Source organism: Nocardia sp. NPDC004415, from assembly GCF_053602435.1.
The window spans coordinates 25575-48467 of sequence record NZ_JBSGDP010000021.1 but is presented as its reverse complement, the minus strand read 5'-3'; the positions used below and the strand labels follow the sequence as shown (position 1 = coordinate 48467).

The 22893-nt window shown below is 69.6% G+C and carries 22 protein-coding genes and 1 tRNA gene; 13 read left to right on the top strand and 10 right to left on the bottom strand.

Annotated elements, in window-relative coordinates; genetic code table 11:
- Positions 1-115 precede the first annotated feature (115 nt).
- Positions 116-631: a hypothetical protein gene (locus ACWEMY_RS12970; protein ID WP_452390170.1), complete on the top strand. Its 516-nt coding sequence runs from the start codon at positions 116-118 to the stop codon at positions 629-631.
- A complete protein-coding gene (locus ACWEMY_RS12965; RefSeq protein WP_452390169.1) occupies positions 628-1992 on the top strand; it encodes a tyrosine-type recombinase/integrase in 1365 nt (454 codons plus the stop codon). Before ACWEMY_RS12970 ends, ACWEMY_RS12965 begins: the two co-directional genes overlap by 4 nt.
- A gap of 104 nt (positions 1993-2096) precedes the next feature.
- Here the strand turns inward: ACWEMY_RS12965 and ACWEMY_RS12960 are convergent.
- From ACWEMY_RS12960 to ACWEMY_RS12945, 4 genes are all read right to left on the bottom strand, one after another.
- Positions 2097-2168, bottom strand: a tRNA-Val gene (locus ACWEMY_RS12960).
- Positions 2169-2198: 30 nt separating this feature from the next.
- On the bottom strand, positions 2199-2663 hold the full coding sequence (locus ACWEMY_RS12955) for a peroxiredoxin (RefSeq protein WP_452390168.1): 465 nt from the start codon (positions 2661-2663) through the stop codon (positions 2199-2201).
- Positions 2664-2736: 73 nt separating this feature from the next.
- The gene (locus ACWEMY_RS12950; protein WP_336083461.1) at positions 2737-3159 is read right to left on the bottom strand and encodes a DUF3052 domain-containing protein; all 423 of its coding nucleotides are present in this window, start codon (positions 3157-3159) and stop codon (positions 2737-2739) included.
- A 118-nt stretch (positions 3160-3277) separates the two neighbouring features.
- A complete protein-coding gene (locus tag ACWEMY_RS12945) occupies positions 3278-3835 on the bottom strand; it encodes a hypothetical protein (RefSeq protein WP_375936006.1) in 558 nt (185 codons plus the stop codon).
- Between the two features lie 244 nt (positions 3836-4079).
- On the opposite strand from ACWEMY_RS12945, the gene aceE reads away from it, so the two are divergent.
- The 7 genes from aceE (at position 4080) to ACWEMY_RS12910 (ending at position 13083) form a co-directional block, all read left to right on the top strand.
- Positions 4080-6962, top strand: a complete 2883-nt coding sequence (gene aceE / locus ACWEMY_RS12940; protein ID WP_452390167.1) for a pyruvate dehydrogenase (acetyl-transferring), homodimeric type — start codon at positions 4080-4082, stop codon at positions 6960-6962.
- 44 nt (positions 6963-7006) lie between these two features.
- Positions 7007-8308 (top strand): PucR family transcriptional regulator, encoded by a 1302-nt coding sequence (locus tag ACWEMY_RS12935; RefSeq protein WP_452390211.1) that lies wholly within the window; start codon positions 7007-7009, stop codon positions 8306-8308.
- Between the two features lie 127 nt (positions 8309-8435).
- Positions 8436-9350 (top strand): ACP S-malonyltransferase, encoded by a 915-nt coding sequence (locus ACWEMY_RS12930; RefSeq protein ID WP_452390166.1) that lies wholly within the window; start codon positions 8436-8438, stop codon positions 9348-9350.
- Positions 9351-9431: 81 nt separating this feature from the next.
- Complete coding sequence (acpM, locus tag ACWEMY_RS12925; RefSeq protein ID WP_043649469.1) at positions 9432-9731, top strand: meromycolate extension acyl carrier protein AcpM; 300 nt, start codon at positions 9432-9434, stop codon at positions 9729-9731.
- A gap of 10 nt (positions 9732-9741) precedes the next feature.
- Positions 9742-10992, top strand: coding sequence for a KasA/KasB family beta-ketoacyl-ACP synthase (locus ACWEMY_RS12920; RefSeq protein WP_452390165.1), 1251 nt, complete (start codon positions 9742-9744; stop codon positions 10990-10992).
- Between the two features lie 131 nt (positions 10993-11123).
- Positions 11124-12554: an acyl-CoA carboxylase subunit beta gene (locus ACWEMY_RS12915; protein WP_375935990.1), complete on the top strand. Its 1431-nt coding sequence runs from the start codon at positions 11124-11126 to the stop codon at positions 12552-12554.
- 76 nt (positions 12555-12630) lie between these two features.
- Positions 12631-13083 carry a winged helix-turn-helix transcriptional regulator gene (locus tag ACWEMY_RS12910; RefSeq protein ID WP_375935988.1) on the top strand — a complete coding sequence of 151 codons (453 nt, stop codon included), beginning with the start codon at positions 12631-12633 and terminating at the stop codon, positions 13081-13083.
- A 9-nt stretch (positions 13084-13092) separates the two neighbouring features.
- Here the strand turns inward: ACWEMY_RS12910 and ACWEMY_RS12905 are convergent, their stop codons facing one another.
- The gene (locus ACWEMY_RS12905) at positions 13093-13779 is read right to left on the bottom strand and encodes a nitroreductase (protein WP_452390164.1); all 687 of its coding nucleotides are present in this window, start codon (positions 13777-13779) and stop codon (positions 13093-13095) included.
- A 119-nt stretch (positions 13780-13898) separates the two neighbouring features.
- Positions 13899-15719, bottom strand: a complete 1821-nt coding sequence (locus ACWEMY_RS12900) for a vWA domain-containing protein (protein ID WP_452390163.1) — start codon at positions 15717-15719, stop codon at positions 13899-13901.
- Between the two features lie 165 nt (positions 15720-15884).
- Between ACWEMY_RS12900 and ACWEMY_RS12895 the strand changes: the two genes are divergently transcribed.
- A complete protein-coding gene (locus ACWEMY_RS12895; RefSeq protein WP_452390162.1) occupies positions 15885-17753 on the top strand; it encodes an Eco57I restriction-modification methylase domain-containing protein in 1869 nt (622 codons plus the stop codon).
- On the opposite strand, the gene ACWEMY_RS12890 is transcribed toward ACWEMY_RS12895, so the two are convergent.
- From ACWEMY_RS12890 to ACWEMY_RS12875, 4 genes are all read right to left on the bottom strand, one after another.
- Positions 17747-18370: a TetR/AcrR family transcriptional regulator gene (locus tag ACWEMY_RS12890; protein ID WP_375935975.1), complete on the bottom strand. Its 624-nt coding sequence runs from the start codon at positions 18368-18370 to the stop codon at positions 17747-17749. The two genes, ACWEMY_RS12895 and ACWEMY_RS12890, sit on opposite strands and share 7 nt — an antisense overlap.
- A 7-nt stretch (positions 18371-18377) precedes the next feature.
- Positions 18378-18566 carry a hypothetical protein gene (locus tag ACWEMY_RS12885; RefSeq protein WP_375935972.1) on the bottom strand — a complete coding sequence of 63 codons (189 nt, stop codon included), beginning with the start codon at positions 18564-18566 and terminating at the stop codon, positions 18378-18380.
- Between the two features lie 115 nt (positions 18567-18681).
- Positions 18682-19197, bottom strand: coding sequence for a gamma carbonic anhydrase family protein (locus ACWEMY_RS12880; RefSeq protein WP_375935969.1), 516 nt, complete (start codon positions 19195-19197; stop codon positions 18682-18684).
- Positions 19194-20159 (bottom strand): GlxA family transcriptional regulator, encoded by a 966-nt coding sequence (locus tag ACWEMY_RS12875; protein WP_452390161.1) that lies wholly within the window; start codon positions 20157-20159, stop codon positions 19194-19196. The genes ACWEMY_RS12880 and ACWEMY_RS12875 overlap by 4 nt, the downstream gene beginning before the upstream one ends.
- Positions 20160-20230: 71 nt before the next feature.
- Here ACWEMY_RS12875 and ACWEMY_RS12870 point away from each other — a divergent pair, with 71 nt between their 5' ends.
- From ACWEMY_RS12870 to ald, 3 genes are all read left to right on the top strand, one after another.
- Complete coding sequence (locus ACWEMY_RS12870) at positions 20231-21001, top strand: MBL fold metallo-hydrolase (protein ID WP_375935963.1); 771 nt, start codon at positions 20231-20233, stop codon at positions 20999-21001.
- A gap of 71 nt (positions 21002-21072) precedes the next feature.
- On the top strand, positions 21073-21645 hold the full coding sequence (locus ACWEMY_RS12865) for a hypothetical protein (protein WP_452390160.1): 573 nt from the start codon (positions 21073-21075) through the stop codon (positions 21643-21645).
- A gap of 133 nt (positions 21646-21778) precedes the next feature.
- Positions 21779-22891 carry an alanine dehydrogenase gene (ald, locus tag ACWEMY_RS12860; protein ID WP_452390159.1) on the top strand — a complete coding sequence of 371 codons (1113 nt, stop codon included), beginning with the start codon at positions 21779-21781 and terminating at the stop codon, positions 22889-22891.
- Positions 22892-22893 lie beyond the last annotated feature (2 nt).

The window sequence follows — 22893 nt, the reverse complement described above, 5'->3', positions numbered from 1 at the left end:
GTTCCGAAAATTGACCGAAAATTGTGATGCTGATCACGTCCCCTGGAACGAGGGGACGATTCGACGTGTTGTCGACGAGATTCGCCGGTTGCGCGGCGAGCGGTCCACTCAGTGGGTGTCCGACCGCACCGCCGAATTGGGGTGGCGAGTCGGCCGGTCGACGATTGCCGATTTGGAGGCCGGCCGCAGGGCAAAGCTGGAGGTCCCGGAGTTGATAGTGCTCGCCGAGGCATTGGGAGTGCCTCCTGCTGTCCTGCTCTACCCAGACACCCTCGATGGGGCAGCAGAAGTTGAGTATCTGCCTGGTGAGCGACATCCGGCGCGCTGGGCACGTGAGAGGTTCGCTGGCGAGTTTCCCGCGCTCTATCCGGCTGCGAACGTCGAGAATCTGAGGCTCGCGCAGCAGGAGAAGGTACTCACCCACGAACTGAGGCTCAGGGAACGGGCGTACCACGCGGCGGCGCGCAACTTGGAGCATCTGCCCGAAGGCGAAGACCGAAAGTCCTTCGAGGATCTAATCACGATGGCCGCTGTCGTCGTCGAGGATCTCCGCGGTGAACTCATGGTTCTGCGCCATCGATTCGCCAATCCCTCGACAGATGCTTCGAGCCCCGAGGATGGCGAGGCATGACCGACCAGCCTCCGAAGACTCGCCGCGCCGAGCCGATCAACACCCACACCGCCAAGAACGGCACCGTCACCTACTGGTTCAACGCCGACGTAGGCAGCAAACCAGACGGCACCCGCGACCGGCGCCGCTTCACCTACGCCAGTAAGACCGAAGCCCGTCGCGAATACCGGCGCATCACAACCGAAGTCGCCGCCGGACGATACGTCCCACCCACGAAAACCACTGTGGAGGAGTACCTGACTGCCTGGCTCGCCGGGCGCCGCGACGTACGCCGGGTCAGCCGCGAAGGCTACAGCCACGCACTGAAACCCGTGATCACTCGATTCGGCGGCCTGCCCATCCAGAAACTCACCAAGGAGCACTTGGACGAACTCGTGAACTGGCGCCTCACCGAGGGGCGCCAAACCCGGCAGAAGCCAAGCGAACTCGCAGACCAGGTGTTGGCGTTCGTTGCCGAACACCCGGGCGGCGTGCGGTACGTGCAGATCACCGAGAAGTTCGGGGAGAAGGGCGGCCGACACCTCGACCGCCTACGCGCCGCGGGCCGTGTCGAACGGCCGAAGCGCGGCGTATACGTCGCCACCGGTGCTGAGGTCACCGTGCCCGAACCTGCCGGAGTGTCTGCGCGCACCGTGAACACCATGCTCATCCACCTCACCGACGCACTCGACGATGCGCAGAAGCAGGGCCTGGTGGTGCGCAATGTCGCCCGGCTGGTGAAGCGGCCCGACATGGAGGATCCGGAGATGCAGGTGTGGAGCCGCGAACAGGCCGCGATATTCCGCACCTACGTCCGCGAACACCGGCTCCACGCCCTGTTCCTGCTCGCGCTGTGCGGGCTGCGCCGCTCGGAGGTGATGGGGCTGCGCTGGTCGCGCATCGTCGACGGCAACCTGACCGTGTTCCGTGGTCGGGTCGCAGTCGGCAAGGACGTGGAGGAGGACGACCCGAAGTCACGGCGCAGTAAGCGAACCCTGCCGCTACCGCCGGACGTGGCCACTGCGGTGCACCGGCTCAAGCTCAAGCAGAAGGCCGAAGCGCTCGCGGTCGGTGTTTCGTGGTCCGACGATCGGTTGGTGGCCGTGCACGAGGACGGTACTGAGATCCGGCCGGAGTGGTTCACCGACGAGTTCCAGCGGCAGGCGCGGGCGGCCGGGCTGCCTGTGATCCGGTTGCACGATGCCCGGCACACCGCGGCGACGATCTTGCTCGACTCCGGGGTGCAGGTTGCGGTGGTGGCGAAGTGGCTCGGCCACGATCCGGCCGTCCTGCTGCGTCGGTACGCGCACGTCTACGACGAGGCGATGGAAGCGGCGGGCGCGGCGTTGTTCTCGGAGCCGAAACCGGCCGCCGGGGAGTGATCTGACCGGCCGTTGGAGAGTTCTTGGAGAGTTCGCCGGGTGATCCGGTAGCGGGGGATGGGGTGAATGCGGGTGAATAGGTATCTGACCTGCTGTGTCGAGGGTGGGCGCAGAGGGGTTCGAACCCCCGACCGCTGGTGTGTAAAACCAGTGCTCTACCGCTGAGCTATACGCCCGGGCACCGCCGGGGAACCGGCGGTGACGGTTTATGAATCTAGCGCGGCGAGCGCTTTCTCCCAAGCCGCCTGGTCACGGGCCTCTCCGGGGCTGTTCATCTCGGCGAAAGTGATGTAGCCGGACTTGTCGATGACGTAGGTGCCGCGGTTGGGGTAGCCGGACTTCTCGTTGAAGACGTCGTAGGCCTGGGTGACCGCGCCGTGCGGCCAGAAGTCGGACAGCAGGGGGAACAGGTAGCCCTGTTCGGCCGCCCAGATCTTGTGGGTGGGTGGGGGGCCGACGGAGATCGCGAGGATCTCGGCGTCGTCATTCTGGAATTTGGGCAGCTCGTCGCGGACCTTGCACAGCTCGCCCTGACAGATGCCGGTGAAGGCGAGCGGATAGAACACCAGCAGGACATTCTTCTTGCCGCGGTAATCCGACAGGGTGACAGGCTGGTTGTTCTGGTCCTTGAGCGTGAAGTCCGGCGCGAGCGTGCCAACCTCTAGCGGCATACGGGGATCCTGTCGTCGTGTCGGGTCTCAGCCGAGCGTTCTCGTCCGGCTGAGACCTTAGCGAACGCCGGGATCAGCGCTGCTTGGACGGTGCCTTCGGCTGGACCAGGCGCGAGCCCGTCCAGCTGCCGAGGCTGATGGTGGATGTCTGGGTCAGGCCGGCCGTGGGCGCGGCTTCGGCGATCTCGCTCGGATCGACATGGCCCGGATGTCCGGTCTTGGGGGTGAGGACCCAGATGAAGCCTTCGTCGGACAACGGGCTGATGGCGTCCATCAGCTCGTCGGCCAGATCGCCGTCTCCCTCTCGCCACCACAGCAGGACGGCGTCGACGACCTCGTCGGAGTCGACGTCGACCATCTCCGCGCCGCTGACCTCCTCGATCTCGGCGCGCAAAGCGTCGTCGGTGTCTTCGTCCCAGCCCAATTCCTGAACAACCAAGCCGTGAGAAATGCCAAGCTTCTGAGCGTAGTTCTGCGCGTCCGCCGCGGCGACCACGGTGGTGTCCTCCCTAAACTGCCGACAATAAGATAGGTGCAAGCGAACATGGTTATCGGCCGTAGCGCAAGCCGATCGGATGAATCGGTACCGTATGCCGCGTGTCGGAGGGGTGGATTCAGCGGCTCTGGCAGGCGTCGTGCACGGCGGTCCGGGCCTGGTTGATCGCCCTGCTGGCGGCGTTGAGCTTGTCCACCTGGGAGCTGTAGGTCATCTTCCTGGTTTCGGCGGCCAGGGCGCGCGCGGCGATCACGTAGTCGGTGAATTTCGCGGCCAGATCCGCGGGCAGGGCGGCGCCCGCGGCCGTCACCCCGGACTCGACCTCGGTGGCGGCGGTGTCGAGGGTGCTCGCGGCGGCCTCGCGCTTGGCGGCGTAGTCGGCGGCGTTGTTGTCGTGGGCGGTGACGAACTCGTTGAAGGCGGTGACCGCGGCGCCGGTGGTGGTGGGGAAGCGGGTGCAGTTGTCCTCGATCGCGCGCTCCTGCGCGGCGGCCGCCTTGGACGAGGCCGCCGCCGAGGACGAGGCCGCGGCGCTGGTCTTGTAGGCGGCCACCTCGGCGGGATCGGTCGTGGGCGTACCCGGGATCTGCTCGGCGCACCCCGCCACCACCGTGCCCGCGATCACCGCGGCGGCGGCGCAGGCCAGTCCCAACCGGCGCGCGTCCAGCAGCCTCATCGTCGTGCCGATCCCTCTCACTCGCTCCATCGGTGTTTCCCCCGCTGAACTTAGTTGATCACCGACATGCGGTCGTCGGCGGAATACCCGGCAGTACCCGCGGGAGAGGATGACCTGTGCCACCTTTTCGGTAAGGATGGTGGGGCGCCCGAAACTTTCGTGACGGGTGGCCCGCACACCAAGCGGGCAGGCCCGGGGATAGCGACGCCAACAAGCAGTTCAGCCCCCTGTACGAGGAGCAGATTTGACCGACCTGATCCACCCTGTCTCAGCGAATTCCGCGCAGGAGCCGCCCCCGTCCGACGCCGGACCCACCACCGGAACCACCGGCGAGCGCGTTCGGGTGATCCGCGAGGGTGTGGCGTCGTATCTTCCCGACATCGACCCGGAGGAGACCAGTGAATGGCTGGAATCCTTCGACGACATGCTCGACCGGGAAGGCCCGGGCCGCGCCCGCTATCTGATGTTGCGCCTGCTCGAGCGCGCGGGCGAACGCCGCGTCTCGATCCCGGCCCTCACCTCCACCGACTACGTCAACACCATCCCCACCGAGAACGAACCCTGGTTCCCCGGCGACGAGGAGGTCGAGCGCCGCTACCGCGCCTGGATCCGGTGGAACGCCGCGATCATGGTGCACCGCGCGCAGCGCCCCGGCATCGGTGTGGGCGGGCACATCTCGACCTACGCGTCCTCGGCGGCGCTCTACGAGGTGGGCTTCAACCACTTCTTCCGCGGCAAGGACCATCCCGGCGGCGGCGACAGCGTCTTCATCCAGGGCCACGCCTCGCCCGGTATCTACGCCCGCGCGTTCCTGGAGGGCAGGCTCGGTGCCGACCGGCTCGACGGCTTCCGCCAGGAGTACAGCCACGGCGGACTGGGCAAGGGCCTGCCGTCCTACCCGCATCCGCGCCTGATGACCGACTTCTGGGAATTCCCCACGGTCTCGATGGGGCTGGGCCCGATGAACGCCATCTACCAGGCCCGGTTCAACCACTACCTGCACGATCGCGGCATCAAGGACACCTCCGACCAGCACGTGTGGGCCTTCCTGGGCGACGGCGAGATGGACGAGCCGGAATCGCGCGGGCTGATCCAGGTGGCCGCCAACGAGGCCCTGGACAACCTGACCTTCGTCATCAACTGCAACCTGCAGCGCCTGGACGGGCCGGTGCGCGGCAACGGCAAGATCATCCAGGAGCTGGAGTCGTTCTTCCGGGGCGCGGGCTGGAACGTCATCAAGGTGGTCTGGGGCCGCGAGTGGGACGCGCTGCTGGGCGCCGACCGCGACGGCGCGCTGGTGAACCTGATGAATACCACCCCCGACGGCGACTACCAGACCTACAAGGCCAACGACGGCGCCTACGTGCGCGATCACTTCTTCGGCCGCGACCCGCGCACCAAGGCGCTGGTGCAGCACATGTCCGACAACGAGATCTGGAATCTCAAGCGCGGCGGGCACGACTACCGCAAGGTCTACGCGGCCTACGCGGCGGCGATGGCGCACAAGGGCCAGCCGACGGTGATCCTGGCCAAGACCATCAAGGGCTACACCCTGGGCAAGCATTTCGAGGGCCGCAACGCCACCCACCAGATGAAGAAGCTGGCGCTGCAGGACCTCAAGGACTTCCGCGATCTGCAGCGCATCCCGATCACCGACGCGGAGCTGGAGAAGGACCCGTATCTGCCGCCGTACTACCACCCCGGCATGGACAATCCGGCCATCCAGTACATGCTGGCCCGCCGCCAGGCGCTGGGCGGTTTCGTGCCGGAGCGGCGCTCGCCCGCCAAGCCGCTGACGCTGCCCGGTGACGAGGCCTACCGCTCGGTGCGCAAGGGCTCGGGCAAGCAGAAGGTCGCCACCACGATGGCGCTGGTGCGGCTGATGAAGGAGCTGCTGCGCGACAAGGAGATCGGCAAGCGGATCGTGCCGATCATCCCGGACGAGGCCCGCACCTTCGGCATGGACTCGTGGTTCCCGACGCTGAAGATCTACAACCGCAACGGCCAGCTCTACACCTCGGTCGACGCGGAACTGATGCTCGCCTACAAGGAGAGCACCGTCGGCCAGATCATGCACGAGGGCATCAACGAGGCCGGGTCCACCGCGTCGTTCACCGCGGCGGCCACCTCCTACGCCACCCACGGCGAGCCGATGATCCCGCTCTACATCTTCTATTCGATGTTCGGTTTCCAGCGCACCGGCGACAGCTTCTGGGCCGCGGCCGATCAGCTGGCGCGCGGGTTCGTCCTCGGGGCCACGGCGGGGCGCACCACGCTCACCGGTGAGGGCCTGCAGCACAACGACGGGCAGTCGCTGCTGCTGGCCTCGACCAACCCGGCGGTGGTCACCTACGACCCGGCGTTCTCCTTCGAGATCGCGCACATCGTGCGCGACGGGCTGCGCCGGATGTACGGGGGCGGCACGGCGGCGCCGAGCAAGCTGCCGGGCGCGCATCCCCAGCCCACCGGCACCTTCGGCGGCGAGGACATCTTCTACTACATCACCCTCTACAACGAGCCCTACCAGCAGCCGGCCGAGCCGGAGGGGCTGGATGTGGCCGGGTTGCTCAAGGGCCTGTACCTGTACCAGGCCGGTGGTGAGGGCGAGGTGCGCGCGCAGATCCTGGTCTCCGGTGTCACCGTGCCCGACGGGTTGCGGGCCCAGGAGATCCTGGCCGAGCAGTGGGGTGTGGCCGCGGACGTGTGGTCGGTGACCTCCTTCGGCGAACTGCGCCGCGAGGCGCTGGACAAGGAGATCGCCGCGCTCGAGCGGCCGGACCAGGAGCCGGGCGTCCCGTACGTCACCGAGGCGCTGGCCCCGGCGCGGGGACCGGTGGTGGCCGCGACGGACTGGATGCGTGCGGTCGCCGACCAGATCCGCCAGTGGGTGCCCGGTGACTACACCACCCTGGGCACCGACGGGTTCGGCTTCTCCGACACCCGGCCCGCCGCGCGGCGCGTGTTCAAGGTCGACGCCGAGTCGATCGTGGTCGCGGTGCTGGAGGGCCTGGTGAAGGACGGCACGTTCGACAAGGCCAAGGCGGTGGAGGCGGCCGAGAAATACCGCATCCACGACGTGGCCGCCGCGCCGAAGCCGAGTGCGGACGCGGGCGAGGAACTCGCGTAGCGGACTATTGGACTGTGGAGCGTAAACCGCCGCGGCCCCGCCGGATCACCGAGGGAACCAGCGAGCACGAGGTCTATCTGCCGACCGGGGCACTGTCCCCGAACCGGCAGACCCGTGATCCGCTGCCCGACACGCTGCTCAAGCGGGTCAAACAGTTCTCGGGACGGCTGTCCACCGAGGCGGTGGGGTCGATGCAGGACCGGCTGCCCTTCTTCGCCGATCTCGACGCCGCGCAGCGTGCGGGCGTGCAGATGCTGGTGCAGACCGCGGTGGTGAACTTCCTGGAGTGGTTGCAGGACCCCGACTCCGATATCCGCTTCAGCCTGGACGCGTTCCAGGTGATCCCGCAGGATCTGGCGCGGCGGCTCACGCTGCGCCAGACCGTGGACATGGTGCGGGTGGCCATGGACTTCTTCGAGCAGTGGCTGCCCGCGCTGGCCCGCAACGACCGGCAGCTCGTGGCGCTCACCGAGGCGGTGCTGCGCTACGGGCGTGAGCTCGGCTTCGCGGCCGCCTCGGTGTACGCCAGTGCCGCCGAATCGCGAGGCGCGTGGGACACCCGCCTGGAGGCCCTGGTGGTCGACGCGGTGGTCCGCGGGGACACCGGCCCGGACATGCTCTCCCGGGCCGCCACGTTGAACTGGGACGCCACCGCGCCCGCCACCGTGCTGGTCGGTACACCCCCGCCGGATCAAGGGGTGTCCACGGTAGGCGCGGTGCACACCATCGCGAGCAGACACGGCCGGGCCGCGCTGGCAGTGGTGCAGGGGGCGCGGCTGGTGATGGTGGTCAGCGGGCACCTCGGTGACGCGGGCATCGGCTCGGCGTTCCTCACCGATCTGCTCATCGATGTCTTCTCCGACGGGCCCGTGGTGATCGGGCCGACCATGCGCACCCTGGGCGCCGCGCACGCCAGCGCGATCGAGGCCTTGGCGGGCATGGAGGCCGTGGTGGGCTGGCGGGGCGCGCCAAGGCCCGTTCACGCCTCGGAATTGCTGCCCGAACGCGCCCTGCTGGGCGATAGAGCTGCGGTGGAGGCGCTGAACGAGTATCTTGTCGTCCCGTTGGCCTCGGCCGGATCTTCGTTGTCCGACACACTCGACGCCTACCTGGATTGTGGTGGAGCAGTAGAAACGTGCGCGCGTCAGCTGTACGTCCATCCAAATACCGTTCGGTACCGACTCAAACGAATCGGCGAGATCACGGGACGGGATCCGATGAATCCGCGTGACGCTTATGTGCTCCGAATCGCGGCCACAGTGGGCCGTTTGACACGAACGCATAACGAATCGTCACCCCCCGTCACAGAAACCCCGCCTGCCCCAGTGGGTCAAGAGCCCCTGTAACGCGATCGGGGAATCGGTCGATCAGGACAGCCCACCTCGGATTTTGTGGAACCCCTACAAAACCCATCGGAAAGCTTCATTCGCGCCGACATCTCGTGCGGCGGGGGTCACAGTGTTTTCTTAGGGAGTGATCGCGTTGTTCACCCCTGGACAGGGGTCCCAGACTCCCGGCATGCTCGCGCCTTGGCTCGCCCTTCCCGGTGCGACCGACCGTCTCGAGCTGTGGTCGAAGGCCGCCGGCCTCGACCTGGTTCGTCTCGGCACCACCGCGACCGCGGAGGAGATCGTCGACACGGCGGTCACCCAGCCGCTCGTCGTCGCGGCCGCGCTGCTCGCGTTCGCCGAAATCGCCCCGGAAACGCTGCCGGCGGATACCATCGTCGCCGGACACTCGGTCGGCGAATTCGCCGCAGCCGCTGTCGCCGGCGTCATCACCGCCGACGAGGCGGTCTCTCTCGCCGCCATCCGCGGCCGGGAGATGGCCAAGGCGTGTGCGCTGGAACCGACCGGCATGTCCGCGGTGCTCGGTGGCGACGAAGCCGCCGTGCTCGCCCGGCTCGCCGAACTCGATCTCGTCCCGGCCAACCGCAACGCGGTCGGCCAGATCGTCGCAGCGGGCCGGATGGACGCTCTGGCGGAGCTCGCCGCGAACCCGCCGGAGAAGGCACGGGTCCGCGCATTGCCCGTCGCCGGTGCGTTCCACACCGCCTTCATGGCCCCGGCGCAGGAAGCTGTCGCCGAGGCCATCGCCCAGATCACGCCGCACGACCCGGCGCGCACCCTGCTGTCGAACTTCGACGGCAAGCCCGTCACCTCGGGCGCCGACGCGATCGACAAGCTCGCCGCGCAGGTCACCCGCCCCGTGCGCTGGGACCTGTGCACCGAGACCGTCCGCGCCGCCGGTGTCTCGGCCGTGGCCGAACTGCCACCGGCGGGCACCCTCGTCGGTATTGCCAAGCGGGAGCTGAAGGGCACGCCCAATCTGGCCCTGAAGACTCCGGAAGACCTCCCCGCGTTGGTCGAACTGACCACCTCCGGCTAGCTTTCCCCCCGGCGGTCACGCACGACGAAGTGCCGACCGTCCACGACCCCTATCAATGAGAACAAGAAGGGAGCCACCAAAGTGGCCGCTCTGACCCAGGAACAGATCGTCGAAGAACTCGGCAAGATCATCGAAGAGGTGACGGGTATCGAACCCTCCGAGGTGACCATCGAGAAGTCCTTCGTCGACGACCTGGACATCGACTCGCTGTCCATGGTCGAGATCGCTGTGCAGACCGAGGACAAGTACGGCGTCAAGATCCCCGACGAGGATCTGGCCAGCCTGAAGACCGTGGGCGACGCCGTTGCCTACATCCAGAAGCTCGAGGCGGAGAACTCCGACGCCGCCGCGGAGCTCAAGGCCAAGTTCGACGCCGAGTAGGGCCGACACTGTGACCACTCCTTCCACCTTGAACGGGAATTTCCCCAACGTCGTCGTCACCAGCATGGCGGCGACCACGTCGATCGCGGGTGATGTCGATGCGACGTGGAAGGGACTCCTCAACGGTGAGAGCGGAATCGACGTTCTCGAGGATTCCTTCATCGAGGAATACGACCTGCCGGTGCGCATCGGCGGTCACCTGAAAGTCAGCCCCGACACCCTGCTGAGCCGGGTCGAGATCCGCCGCATGGCGTATGTCGAGCGCCTGGCGACCGTCCTCGGTCGCGAGGTGTGGAAGAACGCGGGCAGCCCGGAGGTCGACCCCGACCGCCTGGGCGTCGCGATCGGCACCGGCCTCGGTGGCGGCGACGCGCTGATCGACTCGGTCGACAAGCTGAAGAACGGTGGCTACCGCAAGATCTCGCCACTGGCTGTTCAGATGGTCATGCCGAACGGTCCGTCGGCCGTCGTCGGTCTCGAGCTGAAGGCCAGGGCGGGAGTGGTCACTCCGGTCTCGGCGTGCTCGTCGGGTTCGGAGGCCATCGCCAACGCGTGGCGGATGATCGTGATGGGTGACGCCGACATCGTCGTCACCGGCGGTGTCGAGGGCTTCATCGACTCGGTGCCGATCGCGGCGTTCTCCATGATGCGCGCGATGAGCACCCGCAACGACGATCCGAAGGGCGCCTCGCGTCCGTTCGACAAGGATCGTGACGGCTTCGTCTTCGGCGAGGCCGGTGCGCTCATGGTCATCGAGACCGAAGAGCATGCCAAGGCTCGCGGTGCCACCATCCACGCGCGTCTGCTGGGTGCCGGCATCACCTCCGACGGCTTCCACCTGGTCGCTCCCGATCCCGAGGGCACCGGTGCGGCCCGGGCGATGACCCGCGCGATGCAGACCGCCGGTCTGACCAAGCGCGACATCACCCACATCAACGCCCACGCGACCGCGACCCCCATCGGCGACACCGCCGAGGCCAACGCGATCACCAAGGCCGTGGGCAACCACGCTTCGGTCTACGCGCCGAAGTCGGCACTGGGTCACTCGATCGGCGCCGTCGGCGCGCTCGAGTCGGTACTCACCGTGCTCGCGATCCGGGACGGCATTGTCCCGCCGACGCTGAACCTGGAAAACCAGGACCCGGAGATCGACCTCGATGTGGTGCACGGGCAGGCCCGCCACCAGGAGATCGAGTACGCGATCAACAATTCCTTCGGCTTCGGTGGGCACAACGTCGCGCTCGCCTTCGGTCGGGCCTAGCCGCACCGATCGACTGCATCACGATCCCCGGTGGGGGTCGCGCCAACTGAATGGTTCGACCCCCACCGGCGGTTCGCCACACGCAGCCGCCGCAGCGGCCAGAATCTCACACGAAGGTAGGAGTAAACGCGATGACCATCATTGCTCCCGCGTTTCAAGACACGACGACCGATCCGCGTGACCCGCTCGGTCGGCTCCAGCGATTCTTCGACCCCGGCACCGTCCTACCGCTGCACCCGCGGGACAAGTCCGGTGTCCTGGCCGCGATCGGCGAGGTCGACGGTGTGCGCACCGTGGCCTACTGCTCCGACGCCACCGTCATGGGTGGCGCGATGGGCGTCGACGGCTGCAAGCACATCGTCGACGCGATCGACACCGCCATCGATTCCGGCATCCCGGTCGTGGGCCTGTGGCACTCCGGTGGCGCCCGCCTGGCCGAGGGTGTCGAGGCCCTGCACGCGGTCGGCCTGGTCTTCGAGGCCATGGTCCGCGCGTCCGGTCTCGTCCCGCAGATCTCGGTGGTGCTCGGCTTCGCCGCCGGCGGCGCCGCCTACGGCCCGGCCCTGACCGACGTCGTCATCATGGCGCCCGAGGGCCGCGTCTTCGTCACCGGTCCGGACGTGGTCCGTTCGGTGACCGGCGAGAACGTCGACATGGAGACCCTGGGCGGTCCCACTACGCACTACAAGAAGTCCGGCGTGTGCCACATCGCCGCCGACGACGAGGCCGATGCCATGCACCGGGCCCGCCGCCTGGTGTCGATGTTCGCCGAGCAGGGCGAGTTCGACCTGGTCGCGGCCGAGCACGGCGACGTCGACCTCAAGGCCATGCTGCCCGAGTCGGCCAAGCGCGCCTACGACGTGAAGCCGATCATCCACGAGCTGCTCGACAACGTCGACGGTGAGTCCTCGTTCGAGGAGCTGCAGGGCGGTTACGCGCGCAGCATGGTCGTCGGTCTGGGCCGGCTCGGTGGCCGCACCGTCGGCGTACTGGCCAACAACCCGCTGCGCCTGGGTGGCTGCCTCAACTCCGAGAGCGCCGAGAAGGCCTCGCGTTTCGTGCGCCTGTGCGACGCGTTCGGCATCCCGCTGATCGTGGTCACCGATGTGCCCGGGTACCTGCCGGGTGTCGGTCAGGAGCTCGAGGGCGTGGTCCGCCGCGGTGCCAAGCTGCTGCACGCCTTCGCCGAGGCCCGCGTCCCGCGCGTCACCCTGGTGACCCGCAAGATCTACGGCGGCGCCTACATCGCGATGAACGCCCGCTCGCTGGGTGCGACCGCGGTGTACGCCTGGCCCGGTTCCGAGGTGGCCGTCATGGGCGCCAAGGCCGCGGTCGGTATCCTGCACAAGAAGGCACTGGCCGCCGCGCCCGAGGACGAGCGCGAGGCCCTGCACGAACGCCTCACCGCCGAGCACGAGAAGATCGCGGGCGGCGTCGAGCGCGCCGTCGCCATCGGCGTGGTCGATCAGGTCATCGACCCGGCCAAGACCCGCAGCATCATCGCCGCGGCCCTGGCCTCCGCCCCGGCCCGCAAGAGCCACCACAAGAACATCCCGCTGTGACCTGACAGCACCGCACCACCTTCGGGCCCCGGACGACCTCCGGGGCCCGAACCCGTTTCCTGGGCATAATCGGGGGGTGCGCTATGAGGAGTTGGCGGAGGTTCCGTGTTCGATCACGCGGGGGTTGGTGATCTTCGGGGATCGGTGGACGTTGCTGATCCTGAAGTATTGCTTCGCGGGGGTGCGGCGGTTCAATGGGTTGCAGGGGGCGTTGGGGATTTCGCGGAGCCGGTTGGGGGATCGGCTGGATCGGTTGATCGAGCACGGGATTCTGGTGAAGGGGCCGGTGGCGGGTGGGGCGTACGAGGAGTACCGGCTGACCGAGAAGGGGCATGCCATCTATCCGATTCTGATGGCGATCCGGGAGTGGGGTGACGTGTACACGGCACCGGACGGGCCGCCGGTGGAGTACCGGCATCGTGACTGTGCGGGGGAGGCGCATGTGCATCTGACCTGCGATGTCTGCGCGGCCGAGCTCACCGCCCGCGACATCGTCCCCGAACCGGGGCCGGGGCTCACCCGCTCCTGAGCCGGGAGTTCAGGCGGTGTGCCAGGTGACCTGGTCGTCCAGTGGCGCGCGGGCGGTGCGGAAACCGTTGACGGGATGGTCGGGATCGGGGTGGCCGAAGGAGACACCGAAGACCACCTTGCGGTGCTCGGGGATGCCGAAATACTCGTGCAGGAACGGCGAATACGAGGCCAGCGCCGCCTGAGGTGCGGCACCCAGACCCAGCGCCTGGGCGCCGAGCAGGAAGTTCTCCAGCCACAGCCCGCAATCGATCGCGCCGTACACACCGAGATCGGCCTCGGAGGTGACGATCGCGACGTGCGGGGCGTCGAAGAACTCGAAGTTGCGCACCATCTGGCGCATCGTCTTCTCGTGGTCGCCCTTGACGATGCCGAGCGAATCGTAGAGCTGGAACCCACAGGCCCGCCTGCGTTCCTTGTAGACCCCGGCGTACTCGGCGGGGAACTCGAAATCGGGTGCGGTGCCGTGGCTCTGAATGTTGGTGAGCAGTTCCTTGCGGAAGCGTTCGGTGCCCTCGCCTTCGGTCACCACGACCTGCCACGGCTGGGTGTTGCACCACGAGGGGGTGCGCTGGGCGAGTCCGAGCAGGCGCTCGATCGTGGCCCGCTCGACCGGCTCGGGCAGGAACTGGCGGCAGGTCCAGCGGTCGTCGGCCAGCCGTCGCAGGGTGGCGAAATCGGAGTCGGTCGGCGCCATCGTGCGGCCCCCTCGGTGCAGAACTGGTCTCTTTTCGAGACCAAAGTAGCACCCGGGTCGCGCACGCGGAACCCCGTCGGCACCGCGAATTCCGGTGCCGACGGGCGAAATCGACGAATTCAGGCGCGTCGGCGCACGATCCAGACGGCGAGGCCCAACCCGGCCAGCAGCACGACACCGGCCGCGCCGAGGGCATAGGCCGTCCACGGCCGGGCGGTGGCGGGGGCGCCGCTCACCGACGCGGGCGGGGTCTGCTCACCGAGGACGTCCGCGCTCCCGGCCACGTAGACCGGTCCCGGCTCCGGTGTGCCCGCGACGGTCAGGTCGAGCCGCACCGGCGTCGGCGGCATGGCGTCGGCACCCAGGGGCAGCCCGACCTTGACCGCGAGGTAGTGCCACCCCGCCACCGACTGCTGCCGCACCGTGGCGTCGTTCGCGTCCCGGTTGGCGTAGCGGACGGGGATCGAGGCCACCTCCAGGTCGGTGGTGGAACGTCCGGTGTAGGCATTGGTGTCGGACTCGATCTCGCGGCCCAGCGGCGAGTACAGCGCGGTCTCCACATTGGCGGCCGAGGTACGGCCCGCGCCGCCGGTCTCGGCGAAGTGGACCCGGTAGGCCAGGCCCTGGCCCCAGTCCAGGCGCACCTTGTAGAAGACGTACTCGCCCGGCCGCACCGTGTCGGTGTAGCTGCCGCTGCCGTCGAGTTCGGCCGCCACGGTGAAGGCGCCACCACCGCTGACGGGGCGCGGCTCGCCGCCGGGAGCGGTGAACGGTGTGGCGCGGGTGTCGGCGGGCGGGCCCGCGTCGGTGACACCCGGTTCGATGCCGACCAGCAGCTCCACCGGCAGCCGGGCGGGCGCACCGGTCGGCGCGAGGTCCCAGTTCAGTTCGTAGTAGTAGCGGCCCGCGCCCACGCAGTCGCCCGAGCCGTCCTCGGCCGCGCCCTCGAAGGTGTTGGCGACCGTGAGCGCCACTCCGTCACCGGCCCTGGTCTCCAGTTCGCGTTCGCGAATATTGCAGGAGGTGCCGTTGCGGCCGTAGACGCGCAGTTCCAGGGCGGCGAGGTCCTCGGTGATGGAGACCTCGGGCGCACGGGGGAAGGAGACGATGCCGGTGAAGTAGGCGGTGGCGCCCGCGGGCACGTCGACCGCGTAGAAGCGCTTCTCCTGCCGGCCGATGGTGTCGAGGTACTGGCCGGGCTCGGCGACCGGCGCGGTGGCAAAGCTGGCGGTGCCGGTGATCGGGGTGCCGGTGGCCTCGTAGTTGCGCAGGGCGGCCGCGCTCACCCGGGGCAGGACGCGTTCGAGCGCGGCGCCGTCGGCGGCGTCGGTGTAGGTGCCGCCGGTGGCCTGGGCCATGCAGGTGAGCTGGGCGCGGGCCTTGTCGTCGACGGCGAAACCGATCGAGTGCACGACCAGATCCACCCCCTGCCGCTTCAGCTCCGCGGCGACCTCGCACGGGTCCGGTGGCGCGCAGGTGTCGTCACCGTCGGAGACCAGCACGATCGAGCGCGGACCCGCGTCCGGCAGCGCGTCGGCGGCTTGGCGCAGCGCGGTGCCCATCGGGGTCCAGCCGCGGGCTTGGATGCCGTCGACGGCGCTGGTCAGGCCGGATTTGTCGAGGGCGGTCGGTGGGTGCAGCACCTGCACGTCGCGGCAACCGGCGGCCTTGTCCGTCTCGGCGTTCGAGGTGCCGGTGCCGTAGGCGGTGAGGCCGACCGACGACTCCGCCGGCGCCGATTCGACGAAACCGCGCACCGCCCGTTTCGCCGAATCCATCATGGTGCCGCCCTGATCCGGGCGTTGCATGGAGCCGGAGGCGTCGAGGATCAGCATGGTCGGCGCGTACTGTCCCGGGTCGGCGTGCGCGGGGATCGCGGTGGGCGCGACGGCGATCGCGGCGGCGGCGAGCGCGATGGTCAGCGGGCGGAATCTCGGCATTGTCCTCGACTTCGACGATCCAGGGTGAAACCGGACAGACGTTACCGATCGTGCGGGGCGGCCTCCAGCCCCGAAACCGGTGGCACAGCCCACCGTTTGCCGGACGAAATGCCGTTCGGGCTGGTGACGCGGGCTTTTTCCGGCACCGTCGCGCACAATCGACCCATGGCTTCGCAGGCCCGTGCCGCTCAGGAGCGCAAGCGGCACGGCAGGCACTACACGCCGCCGGACCTCGCGCGGTTCCTGGCGCGCCGGGCTCTGCGGCATCGCCCGCCCGGCGCGGAACTGCGGGTGCTCGACCCGGCCTGCGGCGACGGGGAACTGCTGCTGGCCGTGCGGCGCGAGCTGGCGGTGAGCGCGCCCGAGGTGCAGGTGCGGCTGACGGGCTACGACCTGGATCACCCGGCCTTGCGCCGGACCGCGCGCCGCGCCGCGGACGAGGGCGTCGAGATCGACTGCCGCCCCGGCGACTTCCTCGCCGCCGCACCACACCTGCCCATAGGCTCGTTCGACCTGATCATCAGCAATCCGCCGTACGTGCGCACCCAGCAGCTCGGCGGCGCGACCGCCCGCCTGCTGAGCAAACAGTTCGGCCTGCGCGGCCGGATCGACCTCACCCACCCGTTCGTGGCGGTCGCGCCGCGGCTGCTCGCTCCCGCCGGGGTACTCGGATTGCTGTGCGCCAACCGGTTTCTCACCACCAGGGCGGGCGCCAACCTGCGCCGCATCCTCACCGCCGAACTGACCCCGGTCGAGCTCTACGACCTCGGCGACACCAAGCTGTTCACCGCCGCGGTGCTCCCGGCGATCACCGTCGCCACCCGCGACACCCGGCCGGGACCGTGCCGGTATGTCTCGGTCTACGAGCAGGTCGGCGCCGAAGCCGAGGGCGGCACCGAGCTGTTCGACGCGCTGGCCGGCGACGACGGCTGCCTGGTCGGCGCCGGTGGGCGGGTGTTCGCGGTCGAGGTCGGCGTCCTCGCGACCGGCGCACCGATAGGGCGCAGCGTCACCGAGTCCGCGACGATCGCCGGGGTCGATGGGGCGAGTGCGCGCATGGCCGCCGCAACCGAATCGGGGGCCCGTGCGGTCGGCGGCGACACTGCACGCACGGCCGCGATCGAACCGGGGGCTCGGGCGGTCGGCGGCGGAAGCGGGAAGGCGGTCGCGCGCTTGAAGCCCGTGCGGCGGGACCGCGCGGACGATCGGCACGCACAGAGCGAGGACGCCTGGCGGATGTCGCGTCCGGATCTGGACCGGTGGCTGGCCCGGATCGGGAATCGCACCTGGCGCTCGTTCGGGGACACCGCGCGCATCCGGGTGGGAATCAAGACGACCGCCGACCGGGTGTTCATCTCCGATCGCTGGGAGCAGAAGGAGCCCATGCCGGAGCCGGAACTGTTGCGGCAGTTGATCACTCATCACGATCTGCAACCCTGGCGGATCGCACGGGATCGCGGCACCCGCGTGCTCTACCCCTACGATCTGGCCCAGCCCCGCCGCACACCGATCGACCTGGCCGAATTCCCGGACGCCGCACAGTATCTGCGCTCCCACGAGCAGGCGCTGGCCGGGCGGCGCTATGTGCTCGACGGTGGCCGCCAGTGGTTCGAGATCTGGGTGCCGCAGCGCCCGCATCTGTGGGGCGCGCCCAAGCTGGTGTTCCCGGATATCAGCGAGCGGCCCCGTTTCGCGCTGGACCGCTCCGGCGCGGTGGTCAACGGCGACTGCTACTGGATCTCGCTGACCGATCTCGGCGACGACGACCGAGCCACCGATCTGGCGTATCTGCTGATGGGCGTGGCGAATTCGGCGCTGGGGCTGCGCTTCTACGACGCGGTCTGCGGCAACCGGCTGTATTCGGGCAGGCGCCGCTGGATCACCCAGTACGTGGCGCGGCTGCCGCTGCCGGACCCGGGCGGGCCCGCGGCGCGGGAGATCGTGCGCCGGGTGCGCGCGGTGCTCGACGAGGGGGTCGGCGCCGCGGGCATCGATGAGGCGGTGGCCGCCGCGTTCGGCGTGCCGGTTCAGTGAGCGGTGCGGATGCCGACCATCGGGAGCAGGGTGCGCCGGGCGAACTCGCGACCCGCGGCGGCGTCGTCCAGGGGGATGAGCCCGTCGGGGGTGAGGGCCAGCGAGAGTGCCAGGCGGGCGAGCACCTCGGCGACCAGGTCGGGGTCGAAGGTCAGCTCGGGCATGTCGGCCTGGAGCTCGCGCAGCTTCTCCGCGAGATAGGCGCGCCCGACCGCGAGGATGGGCCCGGCGTCGGTGGTGAGCCGGGGCAGGATCATCTCCGGTTCGGTGCCCAGCAGCCGTCGCAGCAGCTCGTTGCCCGCGATGGTGCCCACGAACGCGACGAAGATCTCGACGAGCTGGTCGTCGGGTTCGGTGACGGCCCGGACCCGCTCGTCGATCTCGGCCACATAGCGCTGGGCCTCCCGCACGCCGACCGCCTCGACCAGCTCGTTCTTGGATTCGAAGCGCCGGTACAGGGTGGCCGGACTGATCCCCGCGCGCCGCGCGATCTCGCCCATACTCGTGCGTTTGATCCCGAAATCCAGGAACGCCGACAGCGCGCTGTCGAGCAGCTTCTCACCGTCGGACCCGGGCTTCTCCAGTATCCGCGCGAGGATGGACGAAACGGTAGGCATCGCCCCATTATCCCCGGGGGGACAGATCCAGGGCGACCATCTCCTGTTCGATCGCGTTGGCGGCGAAGTGCACGCCGCGGGAACGTAGTTCGTGGACGCGGCACCGTAGTGCCTCGATCCCGCCGGGCTGGGCCGCGATATCGGCCACGCTGAGCGGTCCCCCCGCTCGGTGCACACCGGAGTGCCTGTATGCCACCGTGATACCTCCTGCCTCGCGTTACCGGCCCGGCCGCGGAACCTGGTGGCCGGGCACGATACGCAGGGAAAATGCTATCAGGTATCCCTACTGGTCGCTTGATCAGTGTGGCGTGTCACAAGATCTCGGCGTCGCGGTGGGTGGCGAGATTGTGCAGGTACACCGCCGCGTTGAGCTTGATCCCGTCCTGCTGGGCCTCGTTCAGCTCCCGGCGCACCTTGCCCGGCACGCCCGCCACGAGCGAACCGGGCGGGATCTGGGCGCCCTCGGGAATCAGGGCGTTGGCCGCGATCAGGCTGCCCGCGCCGATCACCGCGCCGTTGAGCACGGTGGCGCCCATGCCGACGAGCACGTCGTCACCGATGGTGCAGCCGTGCAGAATCGCGTTGTGCCCCACCGAGACTCCGGTGCCGACGGTGAGCGGGAAACCGGGGTCGGCGTGCAGCACGCAGCCGTCCTGGATATTGGTGCGCGCGCCGATGCTGATCTGCTCGAGGTCGCCGCGCAGCACCGCCGAGTACCAGACGCCCACCTCGGCGGCCAGGTTCACCCGGCCGATCACGGTCGCGTTCGGTGCGACCCAGGCAGTGTCGTCGATTTCCGGCGTGAATCCGCTCACCTTGATGATCATGAGGACAGTATGACGCCCCGGAATTGGGCCCGATGGGCGGCCGGGCTGGTGCCGAGCGTGCGGTGGAAATGGTGGCGCAGGCTCACCGCGCTGCCGAATCCGGTGTCGGTGGCGATCCGGTCGACGGTGTCGTCGGTGGATTCCAGCAGCAGCCGGGCGTGATCGATGCGCTGTTGCAGCAGCCACTGCTGCGGGCTGGTGCCGGTGCGTTCCCGGAAGCGCCGGGTGAAGGTGCGCCGCGACATGTGCGCCCGGCGCGCCCAGCTGTCCAGGTCGACCACGGTGTCGAGATTGCCGCGCGCCCAGACCATCGCGCACTCGATCGGGTCGTCGGTGGCCGCGTCGGGCACCGCGACCGGGATGAACTGGGCCTGTGAGCCGCTGCGGTGCGGGGCGGTGACCAGCGTGCGGGCCAGGTCGGTGGCGGCGCGGGCGCCGAGATCGCCGCGCACGATGTGCAGGCAGCAGTCCAGCGAGGCCGCGACGCCCGCGGAGGTGATCACGTCGCCGAGGTCGGTCCAGAGGGTGTCGGCGCGCACGCGGACCGCGGGGAAGGCCGCGGCCATGGCCTCGGCGGTGGCCCAGTGCGTGCTGAGCTCGCGCCCGTCGGCCAGGCCGGTGGCCGCGATGGCCCACGCGCCCAGGCACAGCCCGACCAGCCGGGCGCCGCCCGCGTACGCGGTGCGTACGGCGTCGAGCAGGGCCGGTGAGGGATCGAGGTCGAGCTGCCAGCCGGGGAAGACCACCAGGTCGGCGGTGGCCACGGTGTCCAGGCCGTCGCGCACGGTGATGTCGAATCCGGCGGCGGTGGTGAGGGTTCCGGGGTGTTCGGCGCAGACGTGGACGTCGTAGGGCCAGTCGGGGTCGTCGATCCCGGTGCCGCGGCGGCCCAGGACCAGGGTGGGTACCGCGAGGTGGAACGGGCTGATCCCGTCGAAGGCGACGACCGCGACCTTGTACATGGCCCGATCTTAGCGATGGATGGCCTGCAGGCCGCTGTCCGGTGTGGGCGGTGTCGGCCAGAGTTGATCGCATGACCGAGATGCTCACCCGCCCCGCCCTCGCGGCCGCCCTGCACATCGGCGGCCCGACTCTGCGCTTCCGCTACGCCGGACTGACCTGGCTCACCGACCCCACCTTCGATGAGCCGGGCGTGTATCCCGGCCCGGTCACCCTGCGCAAGCTCAGCGGTCCCGCGGTGCCGCCCGAGGATCTCGGCGTGATCGATGTGGTGCTGCTGTCGCACGATCAGCACGCCGACAACCTCGACACGGCGGGCCGCGCGCTGCTGCCGCGGATCGAGACCGTGCTGTCGACGCCGGACGCGGCGAGCCGGATCGAGGGCGTGCGCGGGCTCGAGCCCTGGGAGACGGTGCCGGTCGGCGCCGTGGAGGTGACGGCGGTGCCCGCGCTCCACGGGCCGGAAGGGTGTGAACCGGATACCGGGGTGGTCACCGGGTTCGTGCTGCGGGCGGCGGGGGAGCCCACGGTCTACGTCTCCGGGGACAACGCGTCGGTGGAGCTGGTGCGCCGGATCGTCGAGCGGGTCGGCCGGATCGACGCGGCGGTCCTCAATATCGGCGCCGCCAATGCGGGCCTGTGGGGTGACACCGACGCGACGCTCAACGCCCGCACGGCCGTGCAGGCGGCCATCGCGCTGGGTGACGCCGTGATCGTGGCCGTGCACGCGGAGGGCTGGGCGCATTTCAGCGAGTCGCTGGACTACCTCGAACGCACCTTCGCCTACGCCGATCGCGCCCATCAGCTCTACATCCCGGTCCGGGGCGAGCTGTTCTCGGTCTGAGGTCGTCGTTGTCCGCTCCCGCGCCGACGTGGATCGGCGCGGGATATCCGTTGTGTGAGAAGAGGTTCGCAGTGCTGAACAGGGAACAGGGCAGGCGCGGGGCAGCTCGGCTGCTGCTGGCCGTGCTCGCGCCGATGCTGGTGCTGGCCGGGTGCTCGTCGGGCGGGGACGGCGACGACGGGTCGGTGTCGAGCACGGTCTCGGCCACGTCGGTCGCGCGCACGACGACAGCGGCGAGTTCCACTCCCGCCCCGGCCGATCCGGGCGGCGCGGCACCCGGGACATCGTCGGCGACCCCGCCCGCGCCGGGCACCCCGGACGCGCAGGCCCCCTCCGAGATCCCACCCGGCTACAACTGCGTGCCGGGACCGGACTGCGGCACGGACACCTGCGGCCACAACGAATGCGGCGTCCCGCAGATCCCACCGGGCCACAACTGCGTCCCCGGCCCCGACTGCGGCACCGACACCTGCGGCCACAACGAATGCGGCGTGACCACACCCCCGGCCACCACCACCCCGGCCCCGGCGACCACCACCCCACCACCACCGACCTCCACGGTGACCACCTCACCCGCCACCCCGTCGACCACGGCCCCCGCCGCGGACACCACCACCGCGCCCGCTCCACCTCTCCCGGCTTGACCGTGTTGCCTGCTTCCGGTCGGCACGGTGCCGCCCCGGGCTAGATGTGGCTGCCATGCCGACCTCACCGCGCCGGACCGACACGCACCATCGTCGGGCCGGTTCGTCGTCGTCACCGTCCTAGGCTGGGCGGATGACGCGAACTGGCGGGATCGTGGGTGTGCCGAGGGAGGTCAAGCCGCAGGAGTTCCGGGTGGCGCTGACCCCGGCAGGCGCGGCGGAGCTGCGGTCGCACGGGCACGAGGTGCTCGTGCAGGCCGGGGCGGGCGTCGGGTCCGGTTTCGCCGATGACGACTATCTGGCCGCCGGCGCGCGCATCGCGGACACCGCCGCGCGGGTCTGGGGTGAGGCCGATCTGGTGCTGAAGGTGAAAGAGCCCATCGCGCAGGAGTATTCGCTGCTGCGGCGCGGGCAGGTGCTGTTCACCTATCTGCATCTGGCGGCGTCGAAGGAGTGCACCGACGCGATCCTCGCCGCGGGCATCACCGCCATCGCCTACGAGACAGTGCGGGCACCGGACGGCTCGCTGCCGCTGCTCGCGCCGATGAGCGAGGTGGCGGGCAAGCTCGCCACCCAGGTGGGCGCCTATCACCTGATGGCGCCGCTGGGTGGCGAGGGCGTGCTGCTCGGCGGCGTGCCCGGCGTCCGGCCCGCCGACGTGGTGGTGCTCGGCGGCGGGGTGGCCGGGACGAACGCGGCGAGCATCGCGGTCGGCATGGGCGCGCGGGTGACCGTGCTCGACACCGACCTGGCTCGCCTGCGCGTGCTCGATGCCCGCTTCGCCGGTCGGGTCGGCACCCTCGCCTCGCACGCGCTCGAGATCGACCGTGCCGTGACCGGCGCGGATCTGGTGATCGGCTCGGTGCTGGTGCCGGGGGCCAAGGCGCCGAAACTCGTCTCCGACGACCTCGTCGCGCGCATGCGGCCCGGCGCGGTGCTCGTCGACATCGCCGTCGACCAGGGCGGCTGCTTCGCCTCCACCCGCCCCACCACCCACGCCGACCCCACCTTCCCGGTGGCGAACGCGCTGTTCTACTGCGTGGCCAATATGCCCGGCGCGGTCCCGCACACCTCCACCGTCGCCCTGACCAACGCCACCCTGCCCTACGCCCGCCGCATCGCCGACCGGGGCTGGCGCGCCGCCTGCACCGCCGACCCCGGCCTGGCCGCCGGGCTCACCGCCGACGCCGGCCGGCTCCTCTCCGCCGAAGTGGCCGCCGCCCACGGGTATTCGCTGGAGGCGTGAGC

Excerpts from the sequence above, each read along its gene's own strand:
- ACWEMY_RS12905 (WP_452390164.1), bottom strand. The coding sequence starts at position 13,779 with ATGGCGCCGACCGACTCCGATTTCGCCACCCTGCGACGGCTGGCCGAC.
- ACWEMY_RS12870 (WP_375935963.1), top strand. The coding sequence starts at position 20,231 with ATGACCGAGATGCTCACCCGCCCCGCCCTCGCGGCCGCCCTGCACATC.
- ACWEMY_RS12965 (WP_452390169.1), top strand. The coding sequence starts at position 628 with ATGACCGACCAGCCTCCGAAGACTCGCCGCGCCGAGCCGATCAACACC.
- ACWEMY_RS12945 (WP_375936006.1), bottom strand. The coding sequence starts at position 3,835 with ATGAGGCTGCTGGACGCGCGCCGGTTGGGACTGGCCTGCGCCGCCGCC.
- ACWEMY_RS12955 (WP_452390168.1), bottom strand. The coding sequence starts at position 2,663 with ATGCCGCTAGAGGTTGGCACGCTCGCGCCGGACTTCACGCTCAAGGAC.
- ald (WP_452390159.1), top strand. The coding sequence starts at position 21,779 with ATGACGCGAACTGGCGGGATCGTGGGTGTGCCGAGGGAGGTCAAGCCG.
- ACWEMY_RS12875 (WP_452390161.1), bottom strand. The coding sequence starts at position 20,159 with ATGTACAAGGTCGCGGTCGTCGCCTTCGACGGGATCAGCCCGTTCCAC.
- ACWEMY_RS12890 (WP_375935975.1), bottom strand. The coding sequence starts at position 18,370 with ATGCCTACCGTTTCGTCCATCCTCGCGCGGATACTGGAGAAGCCCGGG.
- ACWEMY_RS12915 (WP_375935990.1), top strand. The coding sequence starts at position 11,124 with ATGACCATCATTGCTCCCGCGTTTCAAGACACGACGACCGATCCGCGT.
- ACWEMY_RS12880 (WP_375935969.1), bottom strand. The coding sequence starts at position 19,197 with ATGATCATCAAGGTGAGCGGATTCACGCCGGAAATCGACGACACTGCC.
- ACWEMY_RS12900 (WP_452390163.1), bottom strand. The coding sequence starts at position 15,719 with ATGCCGAGATTCCGCCCGCTGACCATCGCGCTCGCCGCCGCCGCGATC.
- ACWEMY_RS12895 (WP_452390162.1), top strand. The coding sequence starts at position 15,885 with ATGGCTTCGCAGGCCCGTGCCGCTCAGGAGCGCAAGCGGCACGGCAGG.